Genomic DNA, 11,962 nt, shown 5'->3' with positions numbered 1-11,962 from the left:
TTGAGTGTTTCTTAGATCTCAAACAGTGTTTTGTTGTTATATCCTGAGCTAAGATAGATGGCAGTCAAAGAGCAGATGAACTGCCATACAATGACTCATGCTATCCGGGTGGAGGATATACGATGTTGCGATCTGTAAAAGCCAGCGATTATATGGCTGAGAAGCTGGTTACTTTTACTCCTGAAACCGATCTGTTTGAAGCGATCAATCAATTGCTGGAACACCGTATTACCGGTGCGCCAGTGATCTGTGAAGATGGAAAACTGGTTGGCTTATTGTCTGAAGCTGACTGCCTGAAAGCGATCCTGACGTTAACGTACCATGAAGAAGAGATGGGCGGAAAAGTCGGTGATTATATGTCGCCTGAGGTTTATACCATTGCCCATGATGCAGATATCATTGCAGTGGCAGAAGATTTTATAAATAACGGCAGACGTCGCTTGCCGGTTGTAAAAGATGGTAAACTCTGCGGACAGATTAGTCGTCGGGATGTGCTACGCGCAGTTGAGCGTTTTGCTCAAGACGGTTAATTCATTAGATTGAAGGCTACTTTTTATAGAGCCGTCCCTTCTATTGCCGGTATCACTAACGGTGGATAAAAGAGACGGCTCTGTTGTCTTCAGGTTTTTTTTCTCTTTATTATTGTCTGGATCTGTTATGAGCTTCCGTTTTCCGGAAAAACCAGTACTGTTTTATCCATCGCTGGCGCGTTCTGTGGGTTCAGATGAAGCTATTCTGTTAGCTCTTTATCATGAGTACCTTGAGCAGCACGGTCTGCCTGATCAGAATGGACAGGCGGCAGCAATTCTGAGTCGACAAGAGTGGCTGGCATTGGCCTCTTTCTGGGATGAAGAGAAAATTGCTATGGTAACCAGTAGTCTGGTGACCCAGGGCTGTATTCAGGCCTCTTTTGGTCATGGTGGAGCGATAAAGCTGGTGTTAACGCCGGAGTCGTCGCCAGAAACTGAAGTTGCCCCTGTTGAATTTGCACCTGAACCGGTGATTGTTCAGGAGTTGCCAGTCGTAGAGCAGCCGCCTGAACGTAACGAGATCAGTCGGCGGGTGCATCAGGCTCAGGCGCGCAAGCCAGGGCCTGCTCCTACCTTTGGCGGTAGTATTGGTTGGTCACGTAGTCGACAAGCGACCCCGGATGATGATTTTGCCTCCCGTCTCAATGAGATAGAACAGAAGAATCAGAAGTTGCATAGTATGCACCTTGGCTGGAAACCCTCGCAGACATTGCTTGATATGTTGCCCCGTCATAGTATTCCGGCTGAGTTTGCCGATCAGCTTCTGGATGAGTTTGTGCTTTACTGGTTAGATAAGGACCGTAAAGAGTCAAACTGGGATCAGAAGTTTCTCGCCTGGGTTAAGCGGGAATGGGTAAACAAACAAACACGTGATGCTCGCAAAAAGCGCGCTGAAGAAGGTAATAAAGGTGTAAACCATGAAAACACCCGCACAAATTCTCAGGACAAACGCCAGCGGGTTACCGCAGCAATCATGGACATCAAAGACACCGACTGGTGAGCCGCAGCCAGCTCCTGAGCCGGTTGCTATAACGACAGAAACTAAAACGCTGATCAATATGATCTTTGCCCGCTTTATGGCTATTTATGGGCATAAGTTCAAGAGTTGTTTTGAAACTCAGGACGAGATCCGTATTGCTAAGCGTGAATGGGCGCTGAGTCTGCAAGGCTATGGCGAAGCTGAGATGGTCGCCGCGATTGATCGCTGTAAAGAGACACTGGCCTGGATGCCGACGGTATCAGAGTTTCTCACTATCATGAATGAGCAAAGCGGTGACTTTGGCCTGCCTGCTGCGAAGCATGCCTACGAAGAAGCCTGTAATTTTTCAGATCATCCTACCCGTCATCACTGGACCCATGATGCTATCTATCATGCGGGTAAAGCAACCGGTTGGTTCCGTCTGCGCAGTGAGGATGAATCAAAGGTGTTTCCTGATTTTCGCTATAACTATCAGGTCATCTGTCGTCGGGTAAGAGCCGGTGAAGATCTGACCATCGAAGTGCCGGTGGCGTTGGAAGATAAAAGCGACAATAGTTTGGTTGAATTTATTCAACGATGGGGGGAAGCGCAGAATATTACCCCTGAACAGGCCAGTACTTTACTGTTTTATCTGACGAAACCTGCTGGCAGCGGTGTTAGAGAAAGATTTCGGCAGGCGAGTCAGCAGCGTGCCGAGAGCTGGGGATTGAATATTCAATTGCCTGCGGATTATCAATAACGGTATTTGAGAACGCCGCAGACAATAAACACGAGTATTAGCCCCAGTTTTCGCCAAAAACACGATGCCGGTATTTCCACGGGGCTGTGTTCATTAACTGGGCTTCGGTATAGACCTTCAATAGTTCATCACCAAAGCTGGAAACGCCTGATTCCAGTCCGTCTTCGTACTGGAAATGCCACCACTCCGCACCCAGCCAGCTACCGTTACTAAAAAATGAACGTCGCGCGCGGATGCGTTGAAAACCTTGCTGGTGGAAAAGGGCGGTCAGATCGATGAATTTCCCCGAAGTTATTTTGCCACGATTTCTTGAACCGTATGTGATGGCATCCAGTTCCATTGGCGTGCCTCCTTCGGCACGACAATAGACACGCCAGTAACGATCTCCGTCTGCCGTAATGATGTAAGGGTTATGGTTGCGATTCTCCATGCCGCTGCCAACAAACAGATCCAGCGCTCTACCTGTGTAATGAAAAGAGGTTGCGCTGCGTGAAGGGCTAACCTTGGCATTGAGTGAGCGCCTGGCACCTGAACTGGTCAGTACGCCGCCTGCATCAATAACCTGTTGTCTTACATTCATATAGGCAGCCGCGACATCCTCTCTGAGAAAGAAACGATCATAGCCGTCACGGTACTTATCGGCGGGCACTCTGGTCCAGGGCAACTGCAGTCTGTTGTTAACCGGCTGGGTTTGTTCATCTACTTCTATATGCAGGGCTTGCTGTAGCTTAGACCAGGTACCAGGGCCGGTAATGCCATCGGCATAGAGGTTAAAAGCTTCCTGAAACTGAATGACAGCGGCTTCTGTTTTGGCGCCGTACTGACCATCGACCGGGCCCGGTTTATAGCCTAGTTGTTTGAGAATTTCCTGTACGCTTTTTACATCTTCACTCTGGCTTCCATGCTTTAAAATCATAGCTCACTCCATGAATAGTTCTGTTACTGACAGTACCCTATAACTGAGTGTTACAGGTTTGAGAACAGATCGGGTGGGATGGATGGGAGGCTGGGGCAGAATGCTATAAAACCAGAGCTTTAAAAAGAGTCTATAAACAGAGGCCTATAAACAGATAGCTACCTAACGCTGATTACAGTGCTTACCCTGTTAGTCAGTCAGGCAAGTACTCGTTTATGTTTTTAAAAGCTGATTCTTTATTGTGAGCAGACTGAACTGCAGGACATCCGTTATCCCTTGATTCAGAGTAAAGCGTAGTCAGGCGACAGGTTTTGGTCAAAACCTGTCGGTTACTTTTCGTACTGCTTATAGGGTGAGGGTGTTACAGGAAGCCGTCTCCAAACATACCGCCGATGGCTTTGCTTAACGCTTCACTTCGCTCGGGAGAACGGAACTGTTGCAGTGTTAGCGCTCTCAGGGTGGGAATAAACATAAGATCAGCCATCACCCGGTTAAAGCACTCCTGACCGGCCTGATTAACGGCCAGCGTTTCAAGAAAGGGCTGAAGCAGTTCAGGATATTGCAGACAGGCCCAGCAGCGGCTGGCCAGAGCTGCAATTACTTCAGCTTCAGTACCATATTTGCTGCTTAATACCTGTTTAAGTACGGTAACTTTTTGTTGATCATCCGGACACTGAGATACAGCTCTGAGCAATGCACCGATCTGATTGGCTGAGACCTCGCCGGCATCAGTCACTTGTTCCAGTTTTTGTAAAATCGCAGCGCTGAGATCGTTACCCGGGTGGATATGTTCAAGAAAGGTGCAGGCAGCTTCCAGCGGCGTATCCGGAAGGTCATTAAATACCGTTGCGAGATTCGCCTCGTTATTTTCGTCCTGGTGGCGGATAACGAAATCAGCGATACCCTGGTAGCCCAATTGATCCCACTGTTGTAAATCACTACCGCGCTGAAAATACTGTTGGGCCGGTGAGTAGAATGAGGAGGCCGGCTGGCGAGTTGTTACTGTGGCGGTGGCATGAAAGGCGGCCATTTTTTCCTGATCCGGGGTAAAAGAGAACGGATTGTCTTTTAGCGCATCACGGTATTCGGTCGCATCTCCTGGTTGATCTAATGGCGCTTTGCCCTGGCTGTTAGTCAGGTTCTGCAACAAGCGGTTAAGAAAATCATCCCGGGCAGCCTGAACCAGAAAGCCCTGTTCATCTAGCGGTAGTTTCAGAAACCAGACAACATTCTCCTGAGCTTGTTTTGGATTCCACATCAGTACCGCGATCCATGCCTGATGCAGGAATGGTTTAGGGTAAGGGATCTGGCCCATTTCGACTTTACGAAAACTATCGACTGACAGTTTGTCGATACAACGCCCCATATCAAAGATTCTGAACTGGGCTTCGGTCTGTCGGATAAAGTCTGTAAGGGTTTCAAAACGGCTCATTGGTCTGCCTGACTGGGTTAAAATCTGTGCGCCATTCTACCAGTGCCTTCAGAACAGTTACAGCTTTCACTTTTATCCTGATTAATCCTTAAAATGGGGTTAAAACAGCTGTTGGTTTTGTACTGTTTTTTATATCATTTAACTAATTAAGCAGAACGTTATATTTGCTGTCACAATGATGTCGAAGACTGGCTGTGAATGGATATTATTTGACTAAGGTCAGGATAAAAAAGGAGCTCAATTGAGTAACGGTCTTTTCGCCCTTGGGCGGTCGATGGTTGGCAGTCTGCGTGATTTGCTACCAATTGTAGTGGTTATCGGTTTTTTTCAGATCGTTGTATTACAGCAATCTGTGCCTGATCTGGTCGGTTTAATTACCGGCCTTCTCTGTGTTGTCGCCGGACTGACATTTTTCATTTATGGGCTTGAAATGGGGTTGTTTCCAATTGGGGAAACCCTGGCGCATGCCTTTGCCCGTAAAGGTAGTCTGTTTTGGCTGCTGGTGTTTGCATTTTCTCTGGGATTTGGGACCACGGTGGCAGAGCCCGCGCTGATAGCGGTGGCGGCAGAGGCTGCTGCGGTGGCTGCTGAAGGGGGGATGATTGAAGCGACCGATGCATCAATGCTCAGCTATGCATCAGGTCTGCGCTATACCGTAGCCTTTTCAGTGGGGCTGGCAATTGTTATCGGTGTCGTAAGAATTCTGAAAGGCTGGCCGATCCAGTACATGATTATTGTCGGCTACCTGCTGGTGATGGTGATGACCGCTTTTGCGCCGCGGGAAATAATCGGTATTGCTTATGATTCGGGTGGTGTGACCACCTCAACCATTACTGTGCCTCTGGTGACGGCATTGGGTGTTGGTTTAGCGTCTTCAATTGAAGGTCGTAATCCAATGATTGATGGCTTTGGTCTGATCGCTTTTGCATCCCTGACACCGATGATCTTCGTGATGGCATACGGAATGGTGATCTGATGGAACTGTTGAATCAACTCTTCACTATTTTATTATCGACGATCAAAGATGTTATTCCGATTCTGGTTATTATCTTTGGCTTCCAGTTATTGGTTATCCGACGTCGGATTCCGAATCTCAAGAAAGTAATATTTGGCTTTGGTTATGTGATTCTTGGCCTGGCTCTGTTTCTGCTGGGGCTGGAAAAAGCGTTGTTTCCTATCGGGCGATTGATGGCGCAACAGTTAACAGATCCAGAGTTTATTCGTGGCAGTATTGCGGCGGCGGGTCAGGCATTACACTGGTCTGACTACTACTGGGTTTATATCTTTGCATTTGCTATTGGCGCTAGTACCACTATCGCAGAACCTTCCCTTATTGCGGTAGCAATAAAGGCGAATGAGGTATCTGGTGGTGCTATCGGTGTTTGGGGACTGCGTCTGGCAGTTGCCTTAGGGGTAGCGGTGGGTATCAGTCTGGGTACCTGGCGTATAGTGACCGGTTATCCCATTCACTGGTTTATTATTACCGGTTATATCTTTGTGGTGATACAGACATTTTTTGCGCCAAAAATGATTGTTCCACTGGCTTATGACTCTGGTGGTGTTACTACCTCAACTGTGACTGTGCCTTTAGTTGCGGCTCTGGGGTTGGGCCTTGCCAGTACCGTGCCGGGGCGTAGTGCGTTAATTGATGGTTTCGGTTTGATCGCTTTTGCCAGTCTTTTTCCCATGATTTCGGTAATGGCCTACGCCCAGATAACCGAATGGGTTGCGGCCAAAGACAAGAAAAAACGGCAACAGGCCGAACTACAGATGAATCAGGAATAGGACGGGAATATGCACTTCAAACTGTTATTAGTGTTTGTTGAAGATTCCAAAACCGATCAGGTAATGAAAGCTGCCCGGGATGCGGGAGCAACCGGTGCTACGGTAATTAACAATGCCCGGGGCGAAGGAGTTAACAAAACTAAGACTTTCTTTGGTCTGACGCTGGAAACTCAGCGTGATGTGGTGTTGTTTATCGTTGAAGAACACCTGAGTCGTAAAATACTGGAAACTATTTCACGGGTAGCAGAATTTGATGATTCTCCGGGACAGGGTATAGCTGTTCAGCTGGATGTTGAAGATGCTGTGGGGGTGGCGCATCAGATCGCAACCCTGACAAACCTAGTCGAGGAAGAGATATGAGTGATCGCAAAGTAGTGCGTGCTAAAGATGTAATGGCGCAGGATTATGCCATGGTTGACGGACTGACCACGATTAAGGATGCAATCGACATTTTTAAACAGAAAAATGTCTCGGTTCTGTTGATCAACAAGCGTAACAACGATGATGAATATGGCATCCTGTTGCTGTCTGATATCGCCAAGAAGGTATTAGCGCAGGATCGTGCGCCGGAGCGGGTTAATATCTACGAGATTATGACCAAGCCGGTGATAGGTGTTGATCCGCAGATGGATGTCCGTTATTGCGCACGCCTGTTTGATAATTTTGGTCTGGCGACAGCGCCGGTGTTGGATAACGGTGAAGTGCTGGGTGTGGTCGGTTATAACCAGATTGTACTGGACGGATTGCTCACCGAGTAAGCTTGTCTGTCAGTTTGATGGACGATTTAATGCTTTATCGTTAGTAGCTGATCAAGCTGATCGAAGAATTCGATCAGCTTGCTGCTTTTTACGGCATTGTTCTGTAATGCCTCTTTAATCATCGGAGCCATGTTGCTGCTCTTAGGGAGTGGCAACTGTTGCTCTATCATCTGCTGAAACTTGGGTAGCATTATCCACTGAACCCACTGCCAGAAACTCAGAGTATCGATACAAAAAGGCTGTACGCTTTGTAGGGCCGTGAGTGAAGGCTTATTGGCAGACCAGAGTGACCAGACCCGCATCTCCGCTTCAATTTCACGCAGTACTTGCTCTAGTTCAGCGTACTTTTCAGACATTATCTACCTCGGGCTTGCTTCAGGGTGTCGGCAATCAGAAATGCCAGTTCCAGTGCCTGATCGGCATTAAGGCGAGGATCGCAGTGGGTATGATAGCGATCGCCTAGCCCTTCTTCTGTAATCCGGTAGGCGCCGCCAATACATTCGGTGACGTTCTGGCCGGTCATTTCAAAGTGGACGCCGCCGGCATAAGTGCCTTCTGCCCTATGTACTTCGAAGAAGCCTTTCATCTCTTTCAGAATGCTATCAACACTACGGGTTTTATAGCCGCTGCTGGCTTTTATGGTATTGCCATGCATCGGATCAGAGCTCCAGACCACATTGCGACCTTCCTCTTTAACCCGACGTACCAGTTCAGGCAGGTGCTCAGTAATTTTGTCTGCACCCATTCGACTGATCAGTGTTAACCGACCTGGCATATTGGTCGGGTTAACTGCATCGATCAGTCGGATCAGTTCATCCGGATTCATGGTCGGGCCGACTTTTACGCCGATCGGATTTTCTACGCCGCGAAGAAACTCTATATGAGCACCGTCTAGCTGACGGGTACGGTCTCCGATCCACAGCATATGAGCCGAGCAGTCATACCAGCGCGAAGTGAGGCTATCCTGACGGGTCAGGGCTTGCTCATAGTTGAGCAGCAGCGCTTCGTGGGAGGTATAAACTGAGGTTTCCTTTAACTGAGGAACATTGCTGCCCCGGATACCACAGGCCTCCATGAAGGAGAGTGTGTCGCCGATCTGGTCAGCCAAGTGCTGATATTTTTCACCCTGCGGGCTCTTTTTAACAAAGCCCTGGTTCCACTGGTGTACTTTATGCAAGTCAGCAAAGCCGCCCTGGGCGAAAGCACGTAGCAGATTCAGGGTTGAAGTAGCCTGATGGTAGGCGCGCATTAAGCGCTGAGGGTCAGGCTCGCGTGATGCGGCGTTGAAAGCGATATCATTGATGATGTCGCCGCGATAGCTAGGTAACTCGATACCATCAATGGTCTCAGTGCCGGCGGAGCGTGGTTTGGCGTACTGGCCTGCGATCCGGGCAACTTTAACCACCGGGCAGCTGCCAGCAAAAGTCATGACCACCGCCATCTGCAGCATTACCTGGAAGGTATCGCGAATATTCGTGGCGTTAAATTCAGCAAAACTTTCGGCGCAGTCGCCACCTTGCAGTAAAAATGCTTGTCCGGATGCAACATCGGCCAGTTGCTTATGCAGTGAACGTACTTCACCAGCAAAAACCAGTGGTGGCATCTGCTCAAGTTCGTTCTCAACCTGTTTTATGGCACTGCTGTCCTGGTATTCAGGCTGTTGCAGAATCGGTTTGCTTTTCCAGCTGTCGGGAGACCAGTTGTCCATCTAATTCGTTCGCTCTGAAAGGTGTATGGCTAAAGGGCATAGTGTAGCTCTGATCAGGCTTACAAGTAAGGGTGGTGGGATGAAAAACTGTTGTTTTTTAGTCAGATTTTATACCTGCGGCAGGTAGGAAATTGCTCTGGCGTTGGTTTGTTGGAATAAAATTGTTCCAAGTTTGGTTTTAATGGGTTTTTTATGCATCAGTAAAGGGTGTATAGGCAGGCTTTTTTCTTCTGCGAGGGATGGTGTTGAGTAGGGTTTTTGGGCTATTGTTGGCCGTCTTTAACCATAATTTGGAAAACTGATGTCTGAGCAGGATAAGAAAAATGGTCTGAAAGTACGGACCGAGGTCATGGGTGAAGAGTTTGTCCAGCGTGCGATAGATAATACGACGGAACTGACTCAGCCGGTACAGGATTGGATTAATGAGCACGCCTGGGGCAGTACATGGCAGCGTGATGGTTTGCCTAGAAGTACTCGTTCATTGGTGACTATTGCGATGTTGGCTGCCCTGAAAGCACCGACAGAGTTAAAAGGGCATGTGCGGGGCGCTCTGAATAATGGTTGTACGCCGGAAGAGATACAGGAAGTGCTGCTGCATTCTATTGTTTATTGTGGAGCGCCAGCGGCTCAGGAGGCGTTTAGAGCGGCTAAAGAGGTAATAGAAGAATGGCAGGCCAGGGCAGTATAGGATCAGGCTGGTTTAAGCTTCTCCTGTAAGTTGCAGGTTTTACTTAAGTCGTGGTCTTAGTAACTCTATAAGCTGATTGGGAAACTGGCGGTAGTCCGGGTAGGGGGTTAGGAATATTCGCCCTTTTTGATATAGCCTGCCGCTCTCTTCTAGCGGGTGAAAATCTGCCAGATCCAGACCTAGTCGCTGCCAGCTGGCTTTGCCGGCGACGATATGAAATTTGTTTCCCGGTTCAAGATGATTCTTAAAACTAATCGCTTCCCGCTGTTCTAATAGTTGCTGGTCGCGATAGTCCCGCCAGTTCTGATCCGGGCATTGTAGCTTGGCCAGAATGATCAGAATTTTACGCCAGTGGTTGCCGTTTAGTTTTACCAGGCTTTGGTAGTCTGTGGTATTAGTCGGATCGACAATCGGCGCAGTTGGCAGGTAGAGCAGGGTCGATGCCTGCTCAGTATTACCCAGTTGCTGCATTAAGCTGATTTAATGCCGCTGAGATTGCGGAAGGTAATTTCTTTAGCTGTATTCAGAAAGTCGAGCATGAAGTCGGCGTCTTGCTGATCTTCGCGAATGGCCGCATAGAGGGTACACCAGACACCTTTCTCTCCAAGTGGGCGGGAGGTAATGTACTCTTCCTCAATATACTGATGAATAGCCCAGTTAGGTAGCGCAGAAACCCCCCGGCCGCTGGCTACCAGTTGCATAATCATAACGGTCAGTTCAGAGGTGCGTAATTCAGCGGGTTCGACACCGGCCGGATCCAGGAAGTGTTTAAATATATCTAACCGGTGCTGTTCTACCGGATAAGTGATCAGTGTTTGCTGCTCAATATCTTGTGGTTGAATGGCGCGACGAGCAACCAGCTGGTGCTGTTTGCTCATGGCCAGTACTGATTCGTAGCTAAACAGTGGGATATAGGTAATGCCTTTACGCTCTTCAGGGTCAGCGGTAACCACCAGATCAAGGTCACCCCGGGCGAGGGCTGGCAGAGGTTGAAAGCTAAAGCCTGTAGTCAGATCCATTTCTACTTCTGGCCAGTTCTGACGGAAATGGTCGATAGTCGGCATTAACCAGTCAAAGCAGCTATGGCACTCGATACAGATATTCAGGCGCCCTGCTTCTCCGCCGGCCAGGCGGGCAATGTCTCTTTCTGCATTGCGGATCATAGGGAGTACATCATCAGCCAGGGCAAGGATACGCTGGCCGGCACTGGTAAAGCAGATCGGTTTGGTTTTACGAATAAACAGAGAGCATTCGAGGCGGTCTTCCAGATCTTTAATCTGGTGGGACAGGGCGGACTGGGTTAGATGGATTCGTTCGGCAGCCTCAACCAAACTGCCCGCATCCCTCAGCGCAGAAAGAGTCTTCAGATGTCGAAGTTCGATCATACCGTTGTGCCTCAATAATTATGGGTGTGAGTCTGAGTATAGTATGAATATCCCTCATATGGGATCTTGCGCTGCAGCATACCGGGTCCGCAGGAAGCGGACCCGTTTTTAATGCTGCTTATTTGACCAGCAGAAACTCGAGCAGTGCTTTTTGGGCGTGCAAGCGGTTTTCAGCTTCGTCAAATACGACAGAGCGAGGATCGTCCATCATCTCAGCGCTGACTTCTTCGCCGCGGTGTGCTGGCAGGCAGTGCATAAAGATAGCGTCCGGTTCAGCCTGATCCATCAGCGCAGTAGTCACCTGATAGCCAGCAAATGCTTTCTCGCGAACTTTCTGTTCCTCTTCCTGGCCCATTGAGGCCCAGACGTCAGTAACAACCAGGTGGCTGCCTTTTACGGCTTCCTCCGGAGTGCGGTAGATGCTGACCCGGTCCTGATTTTGGGCGACCAGCTCAGTATTAGGGTCGAAGCCTTCAGGGCAGGCGATCTGCAGTTTAAAGTCAAACTGACGTGCCGCATTAATATATGAATGGCACATATTATTGCCATCACCGATCCAGGTAACGGTTTTACCTTTGATATCACCACGATGCTCAAGAAAAGTCTGCATGTCGGCCAGTAGCTGACAAGGATGATAGTCATCGGTCAGGGCGTTGATGATAGGTACCCGGGAGTTTGCTGCAAATGTGGTAACAGTATCGTGATCGAAGGTACGGATCATGACAACGTCACACATGCTGGAGATAACCTTAGCGCTATCTTCAATGGGTTCGCCACGGCCTAGCTGGGTGTCCCGGGAAGATAGGAACAGTGCATGTCCGCCGAACTGTGCCATGCCAGCTTCAAATGAAACCCGGGTACGGGTAGATGATTTTTCGAAAATCATCGCCAGTACCTGGTTTTTCAGAGGCTCGTAGATCTCACCCCGGTTACGTATCTGCTTTAGCTCAACAGCACGGCGAATGAGAGTATTCAGTTCTTCCGGAGTCAGGTCCAGCAGGGTCAAAAAATGTCGTGTAGTCATAAGTATTCAGGCCCGCGT

Annotated in this window: 15 protein-coding genes; 8 read left to right on the top strand and 7 right to left on the bottom strand. The window is 48.8% G+C overall.

Features of this window, described 5'->3' with window-relative positions:
- Positions 1-122 precede the first annotated feature (122 nt).
- From EHS89_RS14095 to EHS89_RS14085, 3 genes are all read left to right on the top strand, one after another.
- Complete coding sequence (locus EHS89_RS14095; RefSeq protein ID WP_124926799.1) at positions 123-530, top strand: CBS domain-containing protein; 408 nt, start codon at positions 123-125, stop codon at positions 528-530.
- Between the two features lie 127 nt (positions 531-657).
- A complete protein-coding gene (locus EHS89_RS14090; RefSeq protein WP_124926798.1) occupies positions 658-1,530 on the top strand; it encodes a DnaT-like ssDNA-binding domain-containing protein in 873 nt (290 codons plus the stop codon).
- A complete protein-coding gene (locus EHS89_RS14085) occupies positions 1,448-2,248 on the top strand; it encodes a replication protein P (RefSeq protein WP_229753758.1) in 801 nt (266 codons plus the stop codon). The genes EHS89_RS14090 and EHS89_RS14085 overlap by 83 nt, the downstream gene beginning before the upstream one ends.
- Before the next feature lie 37 nt (positions 2,249-2,285).
- Here EHS89_RS14085 and EHS89_RS14080 read toward each other — a convergent pair whose 3' ends face one another.
- Positions 2,286-3,164: a peptidoglycan-binding domain-containing protein gene (locus EHS89_RS14080; protein ID WP_124926797.1), complete on the bottom strand. Its 879-nt coding sequence runs from the start codon at positions 3,162-3,164 to the stop codon at positions 2,286-2,288.
- A gap of 361 nt (positions 3,165-3,525) precedes the next feature.
- Entirely contained in the window at positions 3,526-4,596 is a 1,071-nt protein-coding gene (locus EHS89_RS14075; RefSeq protein ID WP_124926796.1) for a DUF3549 family protein, read from the bottom strand.
- Positions 4,597-4,870: 274 nt separating this feature from the next.
- On the opposite strand from EHS89_RS14075, the gene EHS89_RS14070 reads away from it, so the two are divergent.
- The 4 genes from EHS89_RS14070 to EHS89_RS14055 are packed head-to-tail and all read left to right on the top strand — an operon-like array spanning position 4,871 to position 7,139.
- Entirely contained in the window at positions 4,871-5,572 is a 702-nt protein-coding gene (locus EHS89_RS14070) for a DUF1538 domain-containing protein (RefSeq protein WP_124926980.1), read from the top strand.
- Complete coding sequence (locus EHS89_RS14065; RefSeq protein WP_124926795.1) at positions 5,572-6,381, top strand: DUF1538 domain-containing protein; 810 nt, start codon at positions 5,572-5,574, stop codon at positions 6,379-6,381. The genes EHS89_RS14070 and EHS89_RS14065 overlap by 1 nt, the downstream gene beginning before the upstream one ends.
- A gap of 9 nt (positions 6,382-6,390) precedes the next feature.
- Positions 6,391-6,741 carry a P-II family nitrogen regulator gene (locus EHS89_RS14060; RefSeq protein ID WP_124926794.1) on the top strand — a complete coding sequence of 117 codons (351 nt, stop codon included), beginning with the start codon at positions 6,391-6,393 and terminating at the stop codon, positions 6,739-6,741.
- Complete coding sequence (locus EHS89_RS14055; protein WP_124926793.1) at positions 6,738-7,139, top strand: CBS domain-containing protein; 402 nt, start codon at positions 6,738-6,740, stop codon at positions 7,137-7,139. Before EHS89_RS14060 ends, EHS89_RS14055 begins: the two co-directional genes overlap by 4 nt.
- 26 nt (positions 7,140-7,165) lie before the next feature.
- Here the strand turns inward: EHS89_RS14055 and EHS89_RS14050 are convergent, their stop codons facing one another.
- Together EHS89_RS14050 and EHS89_RS14045 are read right to left on the bottom strand one after the other, a co-directional pair.
- Positions 7,166-7,495: a YqcC family protein gene (locus EHS89_RS14050; RefSeq protein ID WP_124926792.1), complete on the bottom strand. Its 330-nt coding sequence runs from the start codon at positions 7,493-7,495 to the stop codon at positions 7,166-7,168.
- Positions 7,495-8,847 (bottom strand): class II 3-deoxy-7-phosphoheptulonate synthase, encoded by a 1,353-nt coding sequence (locus EHS89_RS14045; protein ID WP_124926791.1) that lies wholly within the window; start codon positions 8,845-8,847, stop codon positions 7,495-7,497. Before EHS89_RS14045 ends, EHS89_RS14050 begins: the two co-directional genes overlap by 1 nt.
- A 301-nt stretch (positions 8,848-9,148) precedes the next feature.
- On the opposite strand from EHS89_RS14045, the gene EHS89_RS14040 reads away from it, so the two are divergent.
- On the top strand, positions 9,149-9,535 hold the full coding sequence (locus tag EHS89_RS14040) for a carboxymuconolactone decarboxylase family protein (protein WP_124926790.1): 387 nt from the start codon (positions 9,149-9,151) through the stop codon (positions 9,533-9,535).
- A 39-nt stretch (positions 9,536-9,574) separates the two neighbouring features.
- Here the strand turns inward: EHS89_RS14040 and EHS89_RS14035 are convergent, their stop codons facing one another.
- The 3 genes from EHS89_RS14035 to argF all read right to left on the bottom strand — a co-directional run bounded on the left by EHS89_RS14035 (position 9,575) and on the right by argF (position 11,944).
- Entirely contained in the window at positions 9,575-10,006 is a 432-nt protein-coding gene (locus EHS89_RS14035; protein ID WP_124926789.1) for a DUF6942 family protein, read from the bottom strand.
- The gene (locus EHS89_RS14030; protein WP_124926788.1) at positions 10,006-10,920 is read right to left on the bottom strand and encodes a LysR family transcriptional regulator; all 915 of its coding nucleotides are present in this window, start codon (positions 10,918-10,920) and stop codon (positions 10,006-10,008) included. Before EHS89_RS14030 ends, EHS89_RS14035 begins: the two co-directional genes overlap by 1 nt.
- A 118-nt stretch (positions 10,921-11,038) precedes the next feature.
- Positions 11,039-11,944, bottom strand: coding sequence for an ornithine carbamoyltransferase (gene argF, locus EHS89_RS14025; protein ID WP_124926787.1), 906 nt, complete (start codon positions 11,942-11,944; stop codon positions 11,039-11,041).
- Positions 11,945-11,962 lie beyond the last annotated feature (18 nt).

Source organism: Amphritea balenae (genome assembly GCF_003858655.1).
Classification (GTDB): domain Bacteria; phylum Pseudomonadota; class Gammaproteobacteria; order Pseudomonadales; family Balneatricaceae; genus Amphritea; species Amphritea balenae.
This window is presented reverse-complemented; position numbering and strand designations above follow the sequence as displayed.

Excerpts from the sequence above, each read along its gene's own strand:
- EHS89_RS14065 (WP_124926795.1), top strand. The coding sequence starts at position 5,572 with ATGGAACTGTTGAATCAACTCTTCACTATTTTATTATCGACGATCAAA.
- EHS89_RS14035 (WP_124926789.1), bottom strand. The coding sequence starts at position 10,006 with ATGCAGCAACTGGGTAATACTGAGCAGGCATCGACCCTGCTCTACCTG.
- EHS89_RS14090 (WP_124926798.1), top strand. The coding sequence starts at position 658 with ATGAGCTTCCGTTTTCCGGAAAAACCAGTACTGTTTTATCCATCGCTG.
- EHS89_RS14050 (WP_124926792.1), bottom strand. The coding sequence starts at position 7,495 with ATGTCTGAAAAGTACGCTGAACTAGAGCAAGTACTGCGTGAAATTGAA.
- EHS89_RS14075 (WP_124926796.1), bottom strand. The coding sequence starts at position 4,596 with ATGAGCCGTTTTGAAACCCTTACAGACTTTATCCGACAGACCGAAGCC.
- EHS89_RS14080 (WP_124926797.1), bottom strand. The coding sequence starts at position 3,164 with ATGATTTTAAAGCATGGAAGCCAGAGTGAAGATGTAAAAAGCGTACAG.
- argF (WP_124926787.1), bottom strand. The coding sequence starts at position 11,944 with ATGACTACACGACATTTTTTGACCCTGCTGGACCTGACTCCGGAAGAA.
- EHS89_RS14040 (WP_124926790.1), top strand. The coding sequence starts at position 9,149 with ATGTCTGAGCAGGATAAGAAAAATGGTCTGAAAGTACGGACCGAGGTC.
- EHS89_RS14045 (WP_124926791.1), bottom strand. The coding sequence starts at position 8,847 with ATGGACAACTGGTCTCCCGACAGCTGGAAAAGCAAACCGATTCTGCAA.
- EHS89_RS14070 (WP_124926980.1), top strand. The coding sequence starts at position 4,871 with ATGGTTGGCAGTCTGCGTGATTTGCTACCAATTGTAGTGGTTATCGGT.
- EHS89_RS14085 (WP_229753758.1), top strand. The coding sequence starts at position 1,448 with ATGAAAACACCCGCACAAATTCTCAGGACAAACGCCAGCGGGTTACCG.
- EHS89_RS14055 (WP_124926793.1), top strand. The coding sequence starts at position 6,738 with ATGAGTGATCGCAAAGTAGTGCGTGCTAAAGATGTAATGGCGCAGGAT.
- EHS89_RS14095 (WP_124926799.1), top strand. The coding sequence starts at position 123 with ATGTTGCGATCTGTAAAAGCCAGCGATTATATGGCTGAGAAGCTGGTT.
- EHS89_RS14030 (WP_124926788.1), bottom strand. The coding sequence starts at position 10,920 with ATGATCGAACTTCGACATCTGAAGACTCTTTCTGCGCTGAGGGATGCG.
- EHS89_RS14060 (WP_124926794.1), top strand. The coding sequence starts at position 6,391 with ATGCACTTCAAACTGTTATTAGTGTTTGTTGAAGATTCCAAAACCGAT.